General features: G+C 70.5%; 12 protein-coding genes and 1 pseudogene. 6 read left to right on the top strand and 7 right to left on the bottom strand.

Features of this window, described 5'->3' with window-relative positions; all coding sequences use genetic code 11:
• Positions 1 to 68: 68 nt before the first annotated feature.
• Both IE97_RS0101200 and IE97_RS0101195 read right to left on the bottom strand, forming a co-directional pair.
• Positions 69 to 1,286 carry a phospholipase D-like domain-containing protein gene (locus IE97_RS0101200; protein WP_030147270.1) on the bottom strand — a complete coding sequence of 406 codons (1,218 nt, stop codon included), beginning with the start codon at positions 1,284 to 1,286 and terminating at the stop codon, positions 69 to 71.
• Between the two features lie 39 nt (positions 1,287 to 1,325).
• The gene (locus tag IE97_RS0101195; RefSeq protein ID WP_030147269.1) at positions 1,326 to 1,823 is read right to left on the bottom strand and encodes a hemerythrin domain-containing protein; all 498 of its coding nucleotides are present in this window, start codon (positions 1,821 to 1,823) and stop codon (positions 1,326 to 1,328) included.
• A 141-nt stretch (positions 1,824 to 1,964) separates the two neighbouring features.
• Between IE97_RS0101195 and IE97_RS43675 the strand changes: the two are divergent.
• Both IE97_RS43675 and IE97_RS38080 read left to right on the top strand, forming a co-directional pair.
• Positions 1,965 to 2,021, top strand: a pseudogene (locus IE97_RS43675) (hypothetical protein); the annotation flags it as partial.
• On the top strand, positions 1,999 to 2,310 hold the full coding sequence (locus IE97_RS38080; protein ID WP_234331770.1) for a hypothetical protein: 312 nt from the start codon (positions 1,999 to 2,001) through the stop codon (positions 2,308 to 2,310). The pseudogene IE97_RS43675 and the gene IE97_RS38080, both read left to right, overlap by 23 nt.
• Positions 2,311 to 2,439: 129 nt before the next feature.
• Here the strand turns inward: IE97_RS38080 and IE97_RS0101185 are convergent, their stop codons facing one another.
• Positions 2,440 to 3,321, bottom strand: a complete 882-nt coding sequence (locus IE97_RS0101185; RefSeq protein ID WP_030147268.1) for a LysR family transcriptional regulator — start codon at positions 3,319 to 3,321, stop codon at positions 2,440 to 2,442.
• 71 nt (positions 3,322 to 3,392) lie between these two features.
• Between IE97_RS0101185 and IE97_RS0101180 the strand changes: the two genes are divergently transcribed.
• From IE97_RS0101180 to IE97_RS0101170, 3 genes are read left to right on the top strand one after another with little or no spacing between them, the layout of a single operon-like run.
• Positions 3,393 to 4,598, top strand: coding sequence for a thiolase family protein (locus IE97_RS0101180; RefSeq protein ID WP_030147267.1), 1,206 nt, complete (start codon positions 3,393 to 3,395; stop codon positions 4,596 to 4,598).
• Entirely contained in the window at positions 4,595 to 5,290 is a 696-nt protein-coding gene (locus IE97_RS0101175) for a 3-oxoacid CoA-transferase subunit A (protein WP_030147266.1), read from the top strand. Before IE97_RS0101180 ends, IE97_RS0101175 begins: the two co-directional genes overlap by 4 nt.
• Positions 5,287 to 5,979 (top strand): 3-oxoacid CoA-transferase subunit B, encoded by a 693-nt coding sequence (locus IE97_RS0101170; RefSeq protein ID WP_030147265.1) that lies wholly within the window; start codon positions 5,287 to 5,289, stop codon positions 5,977 to 5,979. The genes IE97_RS0101175 and IE97_RS0101170 overlap by 4 nt, the downstream gene beginning before the upstream one ends.
• A 350-nt stretch (positions 5,980 to 6,329) precedes the next feature.
• Here the strand turns inward: IE97_RS0101170 and IE97_RS0101165 are convergent, their stop codons facing one another.
• Positions 6,330 to 8,720, bottom strand: a complete 2,391-nt coding sequence (locus tag IE97_RS0101165) for a SpoIIE family protein phosphatase (protein WP_078603033.1) — start codon at positions 8,718 to 8,720, stop codon at positions 6,330 to 6,332.
• 403 nt (positions 8,721 to 9,123) lie between these two features.
• On the bottom strand, positions 9,124 to 13,395 hold the full coding sequence (locus tag IE97_RS0101160; RefSeq protein WP_030147263.1) for a HAMP domain-containing protein: 4,272 nt from the start codon (positions 13,393 to 13,395) through the stop codon (positions 9,124 to 9,126).
• A gap of 256 nt (positions 13,396 to 13,651) precedes the next feature.
• On the opposite strand from IE97_RS0101160, the gene IE97_RS0101155 reads away from it, so the two are divergent.
• Complete coding sequence (locus IE97_RS0101155; RefSeq protein WP_030147262.1) at positions 13,652 to 14,077, top strand: DUF6003 family protein; 426 nt, start codon at positions 13,652 to 13,654, stop codon at positions 14,075 to 14,077.
• Between the two features lie 675 nt (positions 14,078 to 14,752).
• Here the strand turns inward: IE97_RS0101155 and IE97_RS0101150 are convergent.
• Positions 14,753 to 16,168, bottom strand: coding sequence for a GH1 family beta-glucosidase (locus IE97_RS0101150; RefSeq protein WP_063752179.1), 1,416 nt, complete (start codon positions 16,166 to 16,168; stop codon positions 14,753 to 14,755).
• Positions 16,169 to 16,332: 164 nt separating this feature from the next.
• Positions 16,333 to 17,853 (bottom strand): ricin-type beta-trefoil lectin domain protein, encoded by a 1,521-nt coding sequence (locus tag IE97_RS0101145; protein WP_030147260.1) that lies wholly within the window; start codon positions 17,851 to 17,853, stop codon positions 16,333 to 16,335.
• Between the last annotated feature and the right edge of the window lie 303 nt (positions 17,854 to 18,156).

Raw genomic sequence — 18,156 nt, 5'->3', positions numbered from 1 at the left:
GGCCCAGCCGACCTTGGCGAGGGGGGAAGCGCTGAGAGGGGAGAAGCAGGGAGACGGGCAGCCTCGTGTCACAGGAAGCGCCGGATGGGCTGGACAACGGCTTCGCGGGCACGCTGGAGCGTGGCGCGCCTCTTCCAGCGGCCTGACCGGATGAGCTCCGCGGCCTCCGTGTCGGTGTCGAAGTGCGCGTCCAGGGTCGCGGTGAACTCCTCGTCCAGGACGGCGAGCATGACTTCCTCATCGTGGTCCAGGGAGCGCCGGTTGAAGTTGGTCGACCCGACGAGGGCCACCGCGCGGTCCACGGTGATGACCTTGGTGTGCAACATGGTCGGCTGGTACTGGTGGATCCTCACTCCGCAGGCGAGCAGCTCCTCGTAGAAGTGGTGTCCGGCCAGTTGGCAGACCCGCTTGTCGGTGTGCGGCCCGGGCAGCAGGATCTCCACCTGCACCCCGCGCCGTGCGGCGTCGCACAGCAGGTCGACGAAGTAGGCGTCCGGGGAGAAGTAGGCGGTGGCCAGCCGGAGCCGCTCCTCGGCGGACTCGATCACGACCCGGATCAGGGTCTGCATGTCCTGCCAGCCGAAGCCCGCCGAACCGCGCACCACCTGCACCACCGCGTCGCCCTCACGGTCATGGCCGGTGAACCGGTCGCGTTCGTCGAAGAGTTCGTCGTGGCACTCGGCCCAGTTCTGCGCGAACGCCGCCGCGATGCCGTCCACGGCCGGCCCGCGCACCTTGACGTGTGTGTCCCGCCACTCGTGCGGGTTGCGGGCGTCGCCGCACCACTCCTCGGCGATCCCGACACCGCCGGTGAAGGCCACCTCCTCGTCCACGACCAGCACCTTGCGGTGGCAGCGGTGGTTCTGCTTGAGCGGTGACAGGTACAGCGGTTTGCGGAACCAGGACACCTGGACGCCCGCCCGGCCCATCTCCGCCAGCAGGTCCTTGTCGATCAGCCGGCTGCCGAAGCCGTCCAGCAGCAGCCGCACCCGTACCCCGGCCCGGGCGCGGTCGGCCAACGCGTGTGCGAAGTCCCGGGCGATGGCGCCCTTCCAGTAGACGAACGTCATCATGTCCACGGTGTGCTCCGCGGAGCGGATGGCGTCGAGCATCGCCGGGAAGATCTCGTCCCCGTTGCGCAAGGCGACCAGCGTGTTCCCCTCGGTGGCGGCGATGCCGATCAGACGCTCCAGCCGGCGCCGTATCCGTACCGCCCGCTCGGCGGGGGACGCTTCGTCGTCCACCGCGCGGACGGTGGACGACGGCGCGTCCTGGGTGCTGGTCATGCCTTCCCCTTCACGAAAACTGTGTGCGCGGCGAACCGGTCAATCGCTGGCGGAGGTCACCAGCTTCCGCACGTTCTCGACCCTGCCGCAGCCGGCGTCCAGGTACTCGGCGCGCGACTGGCGGAACATCCGGCCCAGCTCGGCCCGGCGGTCGTCGCTGACGTTCTGCCGGGCGTCGTTGAGGAGGGTCCGCTCCTCCTCGTCCGCGTGGTGGTTGACGGCCGTGACCAGCTCTTCCAGCTTGTCCTCCCACTCCTCGGAGGCGGTGTCGTCCACCTCCAGCAGGGCGAGCAGCGCCGCGTTGGCCTCGTGATGCTCGTGGACACCGTGGTCGACGTCCTCGCCGTCCACGTTCTTGTAGCGGCGCAGGGCGGGGTAGACCTTGTCCTCCTCGGCCGAGGCATGCGCGATGAGCAGGTCCGCGAACTCCTCCAGCGCGGCGGCACGGTCGGCTTCGACGTTGCGCAGGGTGCGGAAGAGCTCTTCCATACGACGGTGGTCCTGCAGGATGAGCTCGACGACGTCAGCGGACGACACAGTGACTCCTCTTCTTCGAACGGCTATACGGCCCGCTTCACCCGATACCCCCGTTCGCGCAGGTGATACAGGCGCGCGTCATGTCCGCGAGCCGGCCGCTCCCGGGAGGACCACCGCGCTGCGGTCGCGGGATGTGAGGACGTGGTGCAGCGGCTGCGCCGGGCCGCCGAGGCTCATGTCCGTTACCACGCCCGGCACCGCCTGGAAGCGTTCGTGGGGACCCGGGAGATCCGCAGCCTGGAGGAGCCCCGCCCGTACGGAGGTCCTGCGGCGGCGTGCCGCCTACGAGCAGGCCATCCGGACGCTGCTCAGCGACGGCGTGCGGGCCGGGCGCTTCAGCGTCACCACGGTGAAGCTCACCTCGTACACGATCCTGGATCTCGGGATGGGCGTGCCCCTCTGGTACCGCGAGGACGGTAACCTGACGGAAGATCAGGTCGTATACGAGTACGGCGACTTCGCCCTGCGGCTGGCTGGCGCGCGCTGAGCGGAAGGACCCTTGTTCGTCCGGTCGAAGCGCGCCCGCACCAAGGGTCGCCGCGCTGACGGACGCCGGGATCGAGTGGTCGCGGGTGCGGTCCGCCTGCGGCCTCGCTGGTCGGTGACGGTGGGTGTCTCAGAGGGTCGCCCGGATGATCCCCACGGTGCGCTCCAGATGCGGCTCGGAGCGGTCGGCGCGGTGGGCGACGGCCAGCTCCACGCGTGCGTCGGCCCCGGCCAGCGGCAGGTAGACGACGCCGTTGAGCGCCAAGGCGGTCACGGGCTCGGGCACGACGGCGATGCCGAGGCCGCCGGCCACGAGCGTGATCAGGGTCGAGGTCTCGGCGACCTCGTGACGGATGTGCGGCTCGACGCCGGCGTCGCGCAGGAGGCCCAGTACGACGTCGTACATCACCGACCGGCGGTCGGCGGAGTGCACGATCAGGTCGGCCCCGGCGAGGTCCGCGGCACGCAGCCGTGACCGACGGGCGAGGGGATGGTCGGCGGGGGCGGCGACGACGAGCCGGTCCTGTCGCAGGGTGTGCACGGCGAGGGAGAGGTCGGCCGCCGGAGGGCGCAGCAGCGCGACGTCGATCGCCCCGGTGCGCAGCGCCTCGACCTGGTCGGGCGCGAGCATCTCGCCGCGGAAGGAGAAGTCGACGCCCGGAAGCTCCTCCGAGAGCCGCCGCGAGAGTGCGGGCAGGAGGCTGTACGTCGCCGAGCCCACGCACCCGATCGCGAGGTGTCCCACCGAGCCGGCCGCGACGCGCCGTGCGTGGTGGGCGGCCTCGTCGACGTCGGCGAGGATCGTGCGTGCCCGTTCCAGGTAGGCCCGGCCGGCCTCGGTGAGGTCGACGCGGCGGGTGGTGCGGTGGAGCAACTCGACGCCGAGCTCGGCTTCCAACTGGCGGATCTGCTGGGAGAGCGGCGGCTGGGCCATGTGGAGCCGCTCGGCGGCGCGACCGAAGTGACGCTCCTCGGCCACCGCCACGAAGTACCGCAGGTGGCGCAGATCCATATGTGATCCATATCAATCGGTTCGGATATACGTACTTCAGAATATCGCGGCCCGGGACTAGCGTCGCTGCCATGAGTGCTTTCCTGTACGCCGCGACGCGGACGCCGTTCGGCCGCTTCGGCGGCGCCCTGGCCGGTGTCCGCCCCGACGATCTCGCCGCTGCCGCGATCACCTCGACGCTCGACAAGGTGCCGGGCCTCGACCACGCCGCGATCGACGACGTGGTGTGGGGCAACGCCAACGGTGCCGGCGAGGAGAACCGCAATGTCGGTCGTATGGCGGCGCTGCTCGCCGGGCTTCCGGTGAGCGTGCCCGGCACCACGGTCAACCGGCTGTGCGGCTCGAGTCTCGACGCGGCGATGGCCGCCAGCCGGGCGATCGAGTCCGGCGATGCCGAGGTGGTGCTGACCGGCGGCGTGGAGTCGATGACGCGCGCCCCCTGGGTGCTGCCCAAGTCGGCGAAACCGTTCCCGGCCGGTGACGTCACCGCGGCCTCCACCACCCTCGGCTGGCGGCTGGTCAACCCGCGGATGCCGAAGGAGTGGACCGTCAGCCTCGGCGAGGCCAACGAGCAGCTGCGGGAGCGTTTCGGCATCTCCCGTGAACGGCAGGACGAGTTCGCGGCACGCTCCCACCAACTCGCCGACCAGGCGTGGGAGTCGGGCTTCTACGACGACCTCGTGGTGCCGGTCGAGGGCGTCGGCCTGACCCGCGACGAGGGCATCCGGGCCGGATCCACGCCGGAGGTGCTGGCCGGGCTCAAGCCGGTCTTCCGGCAACCGGAGCGCGGCGGCACCATCACCGCGGGCAACGCCAGCCCGCTCAGCGACGGCGCGTCCGCGGTGCTGCTGGGCAGCGAGAAGGCAGCGGCCACGATCGGGTCCGAGCCGATCGCCCGCATCGCCGGCCGCGGGGTGATGGCGCTGGAGCCGCAGGACTTCGGCTACGCCCCGGTCGAGGCCGCGCGTCGCGCGCTGGCGCGGGCCGGGATCGGCTGGGACCAGGTGGGCGCGATCGAGCTCAACGAGGCCTTCGCCGTGCAGTCGCTCGCCTGCCTCGACGCGTGGAAGGTGGACCCCGGCATCGTCAACCAGAAGGGCGGTGCCATCGCGATCGGGCACCCGCTGGGCGCCTCCGGCGGTCGCATCCTCGCCACGCTTGCCAAGGTGCTGCGCGAGACAGGGCAGCGCTACGGCGTCGCCGCGATCTGCATCGGGGTCGGTCAGGGGCTGGCGGTCGTGCTCGAGAACTGCGACGTCACGGGGGTGGCCCGGTGAGCAGGGCGGAGATACTCGAAAGCGCCGACGCGGCGGTCGCCGGGATCGAGGACGGGTCCACCGTGCTCGTCGGCGGCTTCGGTCTGGCCGGAATGCCGTTCGATCTGATCGACGCGCTCATCCGGCAGGGGGCGAAAGACCTCACGATCGTGTCCAACAACGCGGGCAACGGCGATGTCGGGCTGGCCGCGCTGCTGGCCGCCGGCCGGGTGCGCAAGGTGCTGTGCTCCTTTCCGCGCCAGGCCGATTCCTGGGTCTTCGACGGCCTCTACCGCGCGGGGAAGATCGAACTCGAGGTGGTGCCCCAGGGAAATCTCGCCGAGCGGATGCGTGCGGCCGGTGCCGGCATCGGCGCGTTCTACTGCCCGACCGCGGTCGGCACGCCGCTGGCCGAGGGCAAGGAGCAGCGTGAGATCGACGGCCGCACGTACCTGCTCGAGTACCCCATCAAGGGCGACTACGCGCTGATCGGCGCGCACGTAGCGGACACGCTGGGCAATCTCGTCTACCGCAAGACCGCCCGCAACTTCGGTCCGGTCATGGCGACCGCCGCGACCACGACCATCGTCCAGGTGGGCAAGGTCGTCGAGCCCGGAATGCTCGACCCCGAGGCGATCGTCACCCCGTCCATCTACGTCGACCGGGTCGTCCGGGTCGACGCCCGCCACTACACCGTGCAGGGGGCTCGATGACCACCCCGCCCACCACCACGCCGAGCGGCGAGGCGCCCACCGGGGCGCCGCAGAACGCCGACCGCCGGCTCTCGATGGACGAGCTGGCCGCCGTCATCGCACGCGACATCCCGGCCGGCGCCTTCGTCAACCTCGGGATCGGGCAGCCCACCAGGATCGCCGACCACCTGCCGGCCGATTCCGGGGTGGTGCTGCACACCGAGAACGGCATGCTCAACATGGGGCCGAAGGCCGAGGGCCAGGCGGTCGACCCCGATCTGACCAACGCCGGCAAGGTCCCGGTGACCGAGCTGCCGGGGGCGGCGTACTTCCACCACGCCGACTCCTTCGCGATGATGCGCGGCGGGCACCTCGATGTCTGCGTCCTCGGGGCGTACCAGGTCGCCTTCGACGGCGACCTCGCCAACTGGCACACCGGTAAGCCCGACGACATCCCCGCCGTGGGCGGCGCCATGGACCTCGCCATCGGCGCGAAGGAGGTCTACGTGATGATGACGCTCTTCACTCGCTCCGGTGAGCCGAAGCTCGTGCCGCGGTGCACCTACCCGCTCACCGGCGTCGGCTGCGTCAGCCGCGTCTACACGGACTGCGGCGTCTTCGATGTCGGCCCCGACGGCGTACGGATCCGCGAGACGTACGGCGTCAGCGCCCGTGAGCTGGCGGAGCGACTCGGAATCACGCTGCCGTAGAAGGCCTTGAATCCCAGGGCCGAGCCGCCTGGCCGGTCAGGCGTCAGCCCATCAGTGCTTTGCCGAGCTTGGCGCCGACCGGGGTGGAGGCGGCCCGGATCAAGTGCTGTGTGCGATGTGGCCGAAGCGGTTGGCGGGAACGAGCAGGACCCGTCCGCCGCCCTGCCCAGCAGGTGTTCCTGCAGCAGACCCGCGACCCGGTCACCCGGGCCGTACACGCCGGTGACAGCGAAGTCCTCGGCGCGCTCGCCATCACGCCGAACGGACTGCCTGTCGTCCAGGAACTCCGCCGCGCAGGACGTTCTCGCCGTCATGGCAGCCGCCCGGAGCGGGCTCACCGACGGCGCGTCTCACCCCACCCGGATGCCGACGATGCAGGTGTCGTCGTCCGTGTCCGACTTGCTGTAGGTCAGCAGGCGGTCCAGCTGCTGGTCGAGACTGGCGGGCGCCGTGCGCGCGGTGGTCAGCAGGTGGGTCAGGGACTCCTCCACGGGCCGGTCGCGACGTTCGATCAGACCGTCCGTGTACATCAACAGGGTGTCCTCCGGGGCCAGTTCGATCTCCTCCTCCTCGTACGTGGCCTCGGGCACCGCTCCCAGCAGCAACCCCTTGACCAGGGGCAGCGGAGCCGCCTCGGAGTCCCGGACCAGTACGGGCGGCAGGTGGCCGGCCCGGGCCCAGCGCAGCGTGCGCCGTACAGGGTCGTAGAGTCCGCAGACCGCCGTCGCGGTGACGGCACCCGTCAGATGGTGCGCCACGATGTTGAGCCAGGACAGCAGCTGGCCCGGCCCGGCGCCGGTCACCGCCAGACCGCGCAGGGCGTTGCGAAGTACGACCATGCTGGTGGCGGCCTCGATGCCGTGCCCCGCCACGTCCCCCACGCACAGCAGCACCAGCCCGGACGGCAGCACGACGGCGTCGTACCAGTCGCCGCCCACCAACTGCTCCGTCTCGGCCGGCCGGTAGCGGACGGCCACCTGAAGACCGGCCACCTGCAACGGCGCCTGCGTCGGCGGCATGATCGCATGCTGCAACTGCAGGGTCAGCCGGTTGCGTTCGGTGGCCTGCTGCTCGGTGTGCGCCAGCTGGTCGCGCGTGGCGGCGAGCGCCACCTCCGTCCAGTGCTGGGCCGAGATGTCCTGGCAGGCGCCCCGGAGCAGCAGCAGCCTGTCGTCCGTGTCGAGCACGGGCTCGGCGACGATCCGGATGTGACGGGTCACCCCGTCCGGCCGCTGCAACCGGAACGCCGCGGCCGCCGGCCGCCGGTGGTGCAGCAACGTGCGCAGGAAACGGCGGATGGAGACGCCGTCGTCCGGGTGCGCGTGGGACGGCAGCTCCTCCAGCGGCACCGGGGTGCTCGACTGCGGACGTCCGTAGAGGTCGAAGAGCTGCCCGTTCCAGGTGATCTCACCGGTCAGCACGTTCTCCTCGAAGCCGCCGATCCGGCCGAGACGCTGGGCGTGCTGCAGCAGGCTCGCGAGGCGCGCCGTCTCGTCCTCGATGCGCCAGATCAGCAGTACGGAACTGCCGTGCCTGCTGACGCTGATGTCCGCGACCGCCGAGAGCGGAACCTGGTCGACCAGAGCGGTGAGGTTCATCCGGCGCGCCCGGAACGGCTCACCGGTGGCGTAGACCCGCTCGACACGCTGGAACAGCTCACTGTCCCCGGCGGCCATCGGGTAGGCCTCCAGCAGCAGCGCGCCGTTCACGACCGCCCGCGGCCGGCCCGCCGGGTCCAGGAAACGGCTGTTGACGTGCTGGATACGGAAGTCCACCAGATGCCCGTCACCGTCCAGGTGCGGCACCAGAACCAGCGCGGGGTCGTGCAGCCCGTCGGCCAGGTCCATCAACTCCGCCGCGTCCGGCAGGACCCGTGGTTCCTGGGCCCCTGCCTGCGGCGGCGTGTACACCTCCAGCGTGTGCGCGCACAGCTCGGCCAGCGCCTCCACCTGACGGACGATCTGCGGCGGCTGCGGCTGCAGGGGAGCGGGCCAGGCGATCTCCAGCACTCCGTGGACACGTCCACCCGTGCCCGCGGGCAGAGCGACCCTGCCGCCGTCCGGATGATGGTGCAGGCCGATGGTGGGCAGGCCGGTCTCCCCGAGAGCGGTGATCCACTGCCCCTCGCGCTCCATGAGACCCCGCCGCGCCACCGTCACCACGTCCGGCGGGACGTAACGCCAGCGTGTGGCCTCGGCCGGTGAGAAACCGGCGCTCCCCGCCAGGGTGAGCGAACCGTCGGCGCCCGCGGCCCATATGGCCACCGCCACCGCGCCGAGCGGACGCAGCGCCTGCTCCAGCAGGGCGTCCGCGACGGCCTGGGTGTCGTCCGCCGCCAGCACGCCGCTCTCGGCCGCGCGCAGGCGCACGGCGGCCGACTCGGCCTCCGCCTCGTCGGCGGCCCGGGTGGCGGCCAGGAACGCGTCCGTCACCTCGGACATCCGGTCCCGGGCAGCCTGGTTGATGACGTCGACGGCGAGTTCCAGGGGGCTGACCTGGGCCTGCTCGGCCAACTCGGCGAGCTGCCGGGCGGCCTGGGCCGGGCCGCACTTCAACCGCTCGACCAGGACTCCCTTGGCGAGCTCGATCAGGGCCCGCCCCTCGGCCTCCGCCTGCGCGACCCGCACCTCACGGCTGAGCCGTTCGACGGTGGCCGCGAGCCTGCCCACGGGGGACGCGGGCGAGAGGCCCTCCAGGCCCGCGGGAGGCCCGTCCCCCGTCACCGACTGCCCGTCGGACATCCCCGCCCCCCGCAGGTCGGACGTGGCGGACCGCCCGTCAGTGGCCTCGGGCTCTCCGTCGGACGTGGCCGACTCCCCGCCGGAAGGCTTCGGCTGCCCGCCGAAAGGCCCTGGCCTCCCATCGGCGGACATCGAGGACCCGCGAGGCGGCAGCGAAATCCCGTCGGGCGTCGTGGACACCCCGCCGGACGGCACCGACTCCACTGACGGCCCCGACGGCAACGGAGAAGACCCCGGCCCGGCGGTGAAGCCGGGCTCGGGCTCGCCGCCCCGACCCGGCTCACGCGGCTGCTCGGACATGCTCACGGTGTGGATGCTCCTCGGCTGGAGCGCCCTGGGGCGCGGAACGACGGGCGCTGCGGGGCGGCCGGCCTGCCGGTGTGCGGGACGGGCGCCGGGGGCCTCATGCGGGCAGCCAGCGGCGTACGCAGGCGATGAGGTCGCGCGTGTCGACGGGCTTCGTGACGTAGTCGCTGGCACCCGAGGCCAGGCTCTTGTCCCGGTCGCCGGGCATCGCCTTCGCCGTGACGGCGATGATGGGCAGCTCCGCGTACTGCGGCATCCTGCGGATCTCGGCCGTCGCGGTGTAGCCGTCCATCTCGGGCATCATCACGTCCATCAGGACGATCGCCACGTCCGGGTTGTTCACCAGCGTCTCGATGCCTCTGCGTCCGTTCTCGGCGTGCAGCACCCGGAAGCCGTGCAGCTCCAGGATCCCGCTGAGGGCGAAGAGGTTCCGCGCGTCGTCGTCGACGACGAGGACGGTACGGCCCGCCGTGGTGTCGTCGACGGAGGGCGGCGCCAGCTGCTGCGGTCCCTCGGGCCGGACCAGGGACAGCACGTCCCCCGGTTCCTCGGCGGACAGGTGCAGGGCGATGCGCTCGCGCAGTTCGTCGAGGCTGGACAGCAACTCCAGTGCCCCGCCCGCCGAGCGGGACCGCAGCGTCTCCTCCAGGGCGGCGTCCGTGGGGTGGCTGCTGTGCACCAGCACCGGAACGCTCGTCAGCGCCGAGTCGCCCTCCAGTGCCTGGAGGAAGCGGGACGCCTCGTCGTCCCGCATGCCGAGTTCCAGGACGACGCAGTGACACGGCTCGGCGGCCAGGGCACCGGCCGCCTCCTGCGCACCGACGGCGGTGATGATGTCGACCTCGGGCCGCTGCCCGCCGTCGGAGCGGCCGTGCGTCAGGTCGGCGACCACGCTCTCCGCGACCAGGGTCAGCAGACCGCGCGACCGCTCCTCCACGACCAGCAGCCGCCGGGGCCGCGGTCCGGGCCCGGTCTGGGGCGTCGGCGCAGGCGAGGGCGACCCCTCGGGCAGGGGCTCGGCCGAGCCTCGCTCCAGCGCCCTGCCGTGGCGGAGCAGTTCCTCGAAGTCGGGCCGGGCCACGGGCAGGAAGAGCGTGAACGTGCTGCCCTGGCCGGGCGTGCTGTGCACCGTCACGGCACCGCCGAGCAACTGGGCGATCTCCCGCGTGATGGACAGGCCCAGACCGGTGCCGCCGTACTTGCGGCTCGTCGTGCCGTCCGCCTGCTGGAAGGCGCCGAAGATCGTCTCCAGGTTCTGCTCCGGGATGCCGATGCCGGTGTCCTTCACACGGAAGGCCACCACGGCGCCTCCGCGGAGCACACCCTCGGGCACCTCGTCGTCCGCCGCGGGCTCGATGCTCAGCTCCACTTCGCCCTGCTCGGTGAACTTCACCGCGTTCGACAGGAGGTTGCGCAGCACCTGCCGCAGCCGGGAGTCGTCCGTGAGCAGGTCCGCCGGGGCGCCGGGCGCGGTCGACACCGTGAACTCCAGGCCCTTCTGCGTCGTCATCGGCCGGAAGGTGACCTCGACGTACTCGATGAGCTGGCGCAGCGCCACCCGTTCGGGCGTGACGTCCATCTTGCCGGCCTCGACCTTCGACAGGTCGAGGATGTCGTTGATCAGCTGGAGCAGGTCCGAACCGGCCGAGTGGATGATCTGCGCGTACTCGACCTGCTTGGGCGTGAGGTTGCGGGACGGGTTCTGGGCCAGCAACTGGGCGAGGATGAGCAGGCTGTTGAGCGGGGTGCGCAGCTCATGACTCATGTTGGCCAGGAACTCCGACTTGTACTTCGAGGCCAGCGACAGCTGCTGGGCGCGTGTTTCCAACTCCTGCCGCGCCTGCTCGATCTGCAGGTTCTTCGCCTCGATGTCCCGGTTCTGCGCCGCCAGCAGCGAGGCCTTCTCCTCCAGTTCCGCGTTCGAGCGCTGGAGTTCCTCCTGCTGTACCTGCAACTCGGTGGAACGGGCCTGGAGTTCGGCCGTGAGGCGCTGCGACTCGACGAGCAGCTCGTCGGTGCGGGCGTTGGCCACGATGGTGTTGAGGTTGACCCCGAGGGTCTCCATCAGCTGTGCGAGGAAGTCCCGGTGGATCTGGGTGAAGGGGGTGACCGACGCCAGCTCGATGACGCCGAGGACCTGGCCCTCGACCACGATGGGCAGCAGCACCAGCGCGGTCGGCACGACCTCGCCGAGCCCGGAGGAGATGGTCACGTAGCCGGGCGGCACCTCGTCCACCAGGATGGTGCGCCGGCTGCGCGCGGCCTGGCCGACCAGGGTGCGGCCGAAGGCGATGCGGGTGGGACGGCTGCTCTCCTCCGGGTAACCGTAGGAGCCGACGAGCCGCAGTTCGGGCCCGTCGTCACCGTCCTCGGCGAGGTAGAAGGCGCCGTACTGGGCCGACACCAGGGGAACCAGCTCGTCCATGATGAGCTCGGCGACCACGGGCAGGTCGCGGTGGCCCTGCATCAGGCCCGAGATCCGGGCGAGGTTCGTCTTGAGCCAGTCCTGTTCCTGGTTGGCCCGGGTGGTCTCGCGCAGGGACTCCACCATGGAGTTGATGTTGTCCTTGAGCTCGGCGACCTCCCCGGACGCCTCGACGTTGATCGAGCGGGTCAGGTCACCCTCGGCGACGGCGCTCGTGACCTCGGCGATCGCGCGGACCTGCCGGGTCAGGTTGCCCGCCAGCTCGTTGACGTTCTCCGTCAGGCGCTTCCAGGTGCCGGAGACGCCCTCGACCTCGGCCTGGCCGCCGAGGCGGCCCTCGGTGCCGACCTCGCGGGCGACGCGGGTGACCTCGTCGGCGAAGGCGGACAGCTGGTCGACCATCGTGTTGATGGTCGTCTTCAGTTCGAGGATCTCGCCCCGGGCGTCGACGTCGATCTTCTTCGACAGATCGCCCTTGGCCACCGCGGTCGTCACCAGGGCGATGTTGCGGACCTGGCCGGTGAGGTTGTTGGCCATCGAGTTGACGTTGTCGGTGAGGTCCTTCCAGGTGCCGGCGACGTTCGGCACGTGCGCCTGCCCCCCGAGCCGGCCCTCGGTGCCGACCTCGCGGGCCACCCGGGTGACCTCGTCCGCGAAGGCCGACAGCGTGTCGACCATCGTGTTGATGACCTCCGCCAGCGCCGCGACCTCGCCCGCGGCCTCCACGGTGATCCGCTGCGACAGGTCACCGCGCGCCACGGCGGTGGCGACCTGAGCGATGGAGCGGACCTGGCCGGTCAGGTTGGAGGCCATCACATTGACGTTGTCGGTGAGGTCCTTCCAGGTGCCCGACACCCCGCGCACCTGCGCCTGGCCGCCGAGGCGGCCCTCGGTGCCGACCTCGCGGGCGACGCGGGTGACCTCGTCGGCGAAGGCGGAGAGCTGGTCGACCATCGTGTTGATGGTGCTCTTGAGCTCGAGGATCTCGCCGCGCGCGTCGACGGTGATCTTCTGGGACAGGTCGCCCTTGGCGACGGCGGTCGCCACCAGCGCGATGTTGCGGACCTGGCCGGTGAGGTTGCCCGCCATGAAGTTCACGGAGTCGGTGAGGTCGCGCCAGGTGCCCTTGACGCCCTTGACGTCCGCCTGGCCGCCGAGGCGGCCTTCGGTGCCGACCTCGCGGGCGACGCGGGTGACCTCGTCGGCGAAGGCGGAGAGCTGGTCGACCATCGTGTTGATGGTGCTCTTGAGTTCCAGGATCTCGCCGCGCGCGTCGACGGTGATCTTCTGGGACAGGTCCCCCTCCGCCACCGCCGTGGTGACCTGGGCGATGGAGCGGACCTGGCTGGTGAGATTGCCCGCCATGTGGTTCACGGAGTCGGTCAGGTCCCGCCACACCCCGGCCACTCCGGGCACCTGCGCCTGCCCGCCGAGCCGGCCCTCGCTGCCGACCTCGCGGGCGACGCGGGTGACCTCGTCGGCGAACGCGGACAGCTGGTCGACCATCGTGTTGACGGTCTCCTTCAGCTGCAGGATCTCGCCCCGGGCGGGCACGTCGATCTTCTGTGAGAGGTCACCCTTGGCCACCGCCGTCGCCACCTGGGCGATGTCGCGGACCTGGGTGGTCAGATTGCCCGCCATGGCGTTGACCGAGTCGGTCAGATCGGCCCAGGTGCCCGACACGCCCGGCACCTCCGCCTGCCCGCCGAGCGTCCCCTCGGTACCGACTTCCCGGGCCACCCGGGTGACCTCGGACGTGAAGACCGACAGCTGGTCCACCATGCCGTTGAAGACCTTGGCGATATCACCCATGAGGCCGTCGGCGTCGTCCGGCAGCCGGGTACCGAAGTCCCCGTCCCGTACGGCCGTCAGACCGGCCAGGAGCCTTCTCAGCTCCTGATCGCCCGGCACCGCATCGACGACCCCACTGCTGTCGCTGGTCATGCGCACCCTCGTTCCGCTCCCCAGGAGTCCTCCCGACCGAGGACCCGGAACACCCCCCGGGCCGATGAGCCGGCCCGGCCCTCCTGCGTGCATTTCCGCGGTAACGGATCTGCGCGATGAGAAATACGACGCAGGTTAACCCAGGTTTCGAGTCCCCCACAAAGCACCGCCCGAACCGCCTGGAGGTATGCCTGAGCTAATCCGGGAGCGACGGGGTAATGGGGCGTCATCAGCCCCGGGTGAGAAGGAGACGATGATGACCGACGATGCCTATCTGATCCTGCTCGACGACGCGTCCGCGCCGCTCGGTGTGGCCCCCGTCGCCGTCGGTGATCTCGCGTGCATGGAGACTCCGGCGGTACGCGCATGGCTGGACGCTCACGGAAGCACACCGACCTCCCCGCACCTGCGCCTGCTGCCGCCGGAGGAGACGGCGGCGATCCCCGAGGAGGCGGAACGGCTGCCCGTACCGCTGAGTGATGAGGAGCTGAGCCAGGTTCGCCACCGGATGGTGCCGGAGCCGCTCGCTCGGCTCGAGGAGGAGCTCCTTGCCTACCGGGACTCCGCGGAGGGCCGGGACGGCCTGATCGGACGCGCCCTGGCCGCCGGTGTGCCACCGCACCGCATCGTCGAACTGACCGGGGTGGCTCCCGCGACGGTCGCGGCCGCGGCGAACGGCTGACCATGTCGGCCGGCCGTTTCCAGCCGGACGGCACACGCGATGCCGGGGAAGAGCACCCTGAGAAGCTGTTGTTTTCCGGACGTGATCGCCGCGTTTCCGCTGGTCGGGCATAGGGTCGGTGATTCGGTGGGAGTCGTGGCCTGTCGGGTCGTCGCTTGCCGGGAGGTCGCGGATGCCGTCGGTCGTTGGACTGCTGGAACAGCACGAGCTCGCCGCTCGCCGTCGGGTCGACGGGCTGCGGGAGGAGGCCGACCGGATCCAGGCCGAGTCGGCCGTGGCCGAGCTGGAATGGCAGGAGTGGGCGATCGCCCGCAGGCGGGTCGATATGGTGCTGGCTCCGGACCGCGGCGACACCGCCGGGACGGAGGTCATCCCGGATCCGCGGGATGCGGATGCTCCGTCAAGGGCCGCTGACCTGCCAGGAGAGGGCTGCGGCGTCAGGGCCTCCTGCTGCTCGGTGATTCGATACCAACGAGCTGTTCAGGAGGCCCCACCCGTATGCGCCAAGCATCCCGCGACCACCCAATCGGGACTCCCGCCCGACGGGCCTCTCTCAAGATCGAAAAACAACAGCTACCAAGAGCCTCGGCCTCGGCGGCATCCATGCACCGCTTCGCCGCGTCCTGTCGGCCCGGGACATGTGAGCGTCAGACAGTCCCCTGGTGACGAGGGTCTTCAGTTACTGCGCCGCTCCTCCGGGGTTCTCTTCTCGGGGGTGGGAATCGCGACGGAAGCTGCGTGTTGTGTGGTGCGCCCGTGTGCGCGGATGATCTCGGCGTAGCGGTGGCCGCTGTCCTTGATGGTGCGTGTCTGGGTCTCGTAGTCGACGTGGACGATGCCGAACCGCTGGGAGTAGCCGTAGGCCCATTCGAAGTTGTCCAGCAGGGACCAGGCGAAGTAGCCGTCGAGCGGGACGCCGCGGCGGGCAGCCCGCGCGCAGGCTGCCAGGTGGGACTCCAGGAAGGCGATGCGCTCGACGTCGTGCACGCTACCGTCGGGCGCTACACGGTCGGGGAAAGCGGAGCCGTTCTCGGTGACGAGGACCGATCGCGGCGCGTAGTCCTCGGTGACCCGGACGAGCAGGTGTTCCAGCCGGTCCGGGTGGACCTCCCAGTCCATCCCGGTACGCGGTGTGCCCGGCGGTGTGACGGGACGGGCGAACGGTGCGGGCCCCTGCGGATCATCGACGGTGACTGACCGCTTGTAGTAGTTGACGCCGAGCCAGTCCAGCGGCGCCGCGATCTTCTGCAGATCCCCGGCCTCGATGGGTGGTTCGGTCCCGTACACCTCGACCATGTCGGCCGGGTAACCGCGGCCGTGGATGGGATCGAGCCACCAGCGGTTGTTGTGCCCGTCGTCGCGGCGGGCGGCGGCGATGTCCTCGGGCCGGTCGCTCGCGGGCTCGGACTGCGTGAGGATGTTGACGATGCCGACCCGCGCTTGTGAGGCGGTGGACCGGAGGGCCTCGACGCCGAGCCCGTGGGCGAGCAGCAGGTGGTGTGAGGCGCGCACGGCGGCGGTCAGGTCGGTGCGGCCCGGCGCCATGACCCCCTGGAGGTGGCCGAGCCATGCGGAGCAGTACGGCTCGTTCAGCGTCGCCCAGTTGGTGACCCGGTCACCGAGCCGGTCGGCCACGACGGTGGCATATTCGGCGAATCGCAGGGCGGTGTCGCGGGCGGGCCAGCCGCCGCGGTCCTCGAGGGCCTGCGGCAGGTCCCAGTGGTAGAGGGTGGCATGAGGAGCAAGGCCCGCTTCCAGCAGTGCGTCGACCAGTTGGTCGTAGAAGGCCAGCGCTGCCGGGTTCACGCGGCTGTCCCCGTCCGGCATGACGCGGGGCCAGGCGATGGAGAATCGGTAGGCGTTGAGGCCGAGGGCCTTCATCAACGCCACGTCGTCGGGCCACCGGCGGTAGTGGTCGCAGGCGATGTCGCCGGTGTCCCCGCCGGCGATGGTGCCGGGCTGCTTGCAGAAGGTGTCCCAGATGGATGGTGCTCGGCCGTCCTCGGCGACCGCGCCTTCGATCTGGTAGGCGGAGGTGGCCGCTCCCCAGGCAAAGCCGGAGTGGAATGCGGTCAGGTCGTCAAGGGGCACAGCTTTCCTCGCTTCGTGGTCGGGAGGTGTTCGGGGTACGGATGGGACCGTGGATGGACCGGGGCGCTGCTCGGGCCCGGAGGGGAGCGCCCCGGGGATGAGGCCGGTCGCGGCTCTTGACGTCCGCGACCGGCCTGCGGGTGTGTCAGGCGGGGGGTGGCCTCTCAGCTCGTCTGCCACTTCTGGTTGTTGCCGCCCCAGCAGGACCAGAGCTGGACCTTGGAGTCCCCGTTCCTGTCCAGGCAGAAATCGAGGTTCACTATCGGACGGATAGTGCCGTCGGAGTAGAACCTCCACTTCTGGTTGTCTTGGCCGTTGCAGTTATAGGTGCCGACCACGGTGCCGTTCTTGATGGTTCCCCAGGCGTCCAGGCACTTCTTGTTCGTACCGCTGTAGACGGTGAGCTGCCCGGAGGGCGTCCGGGTCCACTGCTGATTGTCGCCGCCCCAGCACTGGGCGTAGACCTGGACTTGGACGTTGCTTTGGCCGAGGGGGTGGTCGAGGCAGCCGTTGCTGCCGACGTTGCGCAGCATGCTCGTGTGCGAGCCGGGGTCGCGGCCCCAGGCGTACTTCAGGCGGTCGATGCCGCTGATGTTGCGAACGCCCAGCGCCAGGTTGGTGCCGCTGCCCTTGAGGTCGAACAGGGAGTACCAGTCGTAGTCCTTGTGGTTGACGCGTTTGCCGCCGAGGGCCGGCCAGTAGACCGCGCCCATGCCGAGAGAGCGCACGCTGTCGGTGTCGGCGCGCAGGTACTGGACGAAGTTGTCGGTGCTGGCGGCGTCGTTGTAGTCCTTGCCAGCCTCATGGACCACCGAGTCCATCGTGCCCTTGTCCATCGGCGCGCCGAACTCGTCCAGGATGGTGCGCGTGCCGCAGGTGCCGACCTTGGACTTGAAGTCGCTGACCCACCCGTCGTAGGTCTTCGGCCCCGAATAGAAGGTGTAGTGGTGGAGCGAGAGGTAGGTTCCGTCGAGGCGGGAGTCGGCGCACACGCTCGTGACCCATTGGTTGTCGCCGTGGCCGCTCACGATGATCCGGTTCTTGGGGATCGTTGGGTTGCTGGCGATCCAGTTAGCGGCGACGTTGGCCCATTCGGTGGCGGTGTACCCCTTGGGCTCGTTGTAGGGCTCGAAGTAGACCAGGCCATTGGACCCGTACTTGTCGGTCACGGCCTTCCACATCGACGTGAACGCGGCCGCGTCGACGATGTGGCCGTTACTGCCGACCCCGTCGCCGTCCCAGTAACTCAGGATGACCTTGAAGCCCTTGGCGGTCGCGGCGTCGATGGCGCCGGTGTACTTGTCGCCCCACGTCGTGCCGGGGACGGAGTATCTGTTGATCGGCAGCCGGACGGTGTTGGCGCCGAGCGTGCTCTGGAACCCGCCGAGGATGGCGTTGGCCTTGGCCTTGACGGTGTCGTAGTCGTCGGTTTCGGCCAGCCCCTCGAGGTAGAGGGGGCCGTTGACGAAGTTGTCATGGATGCGGGCCCAGTTCACGCCCTGGAACTTGCTGGCGTCCGTCGGGTTGGTTTCCGCAGCCGCCGGCGACCCCGTGGACAGCACGGTGATCGGCGCGGCGATCAGCGCGGCCGCCAGGCAGGCCAGCGCGCGGCGGAGGAAGCGGGTACGGGCGGGGGGGAGTACGGCTGAGTGAGGACTGGGTCGGGTGTGTTGGGAGTTGGGCATGTCGTGTTCCTTTTCTGCATGCGGCTCTGTGCAGGCGGTCGTTGCCGCCTTGGGCGCCACGAAGCGATCTGCCGCGGTGGGCGGTTGTGATGCGGTGGTGGCGCCCGGGTGTGTTCCGGAGAGGGCACGGCGCGAGGTGGTGATGGGCGCCGGGCAGCCGGGGCACGTGGGGTCGGCTGAGTTGACGTGCTCGCTTGGGCTGGCGGGCACGGCCTTTGTTGTGGAGAAGGGGCCACTGCGGGTGGGGCCCGCTGCGGCGTTGTCACCGCCCGCTGCGTGTCCTTGCTCGGGGCGGCGGGCACG

The organism is Streptomyces sp. NRRL S-455 (assembly GCF_000717875.1).
Classification (GTDB): Bacteria; Actinomycetota; Actinomycetes; order Streptomycetales; family Streptomycetaceae; genus Streptomyces.
This window is presented reverse-complemented; position numbering and strand designations above follow the sequence as displayed.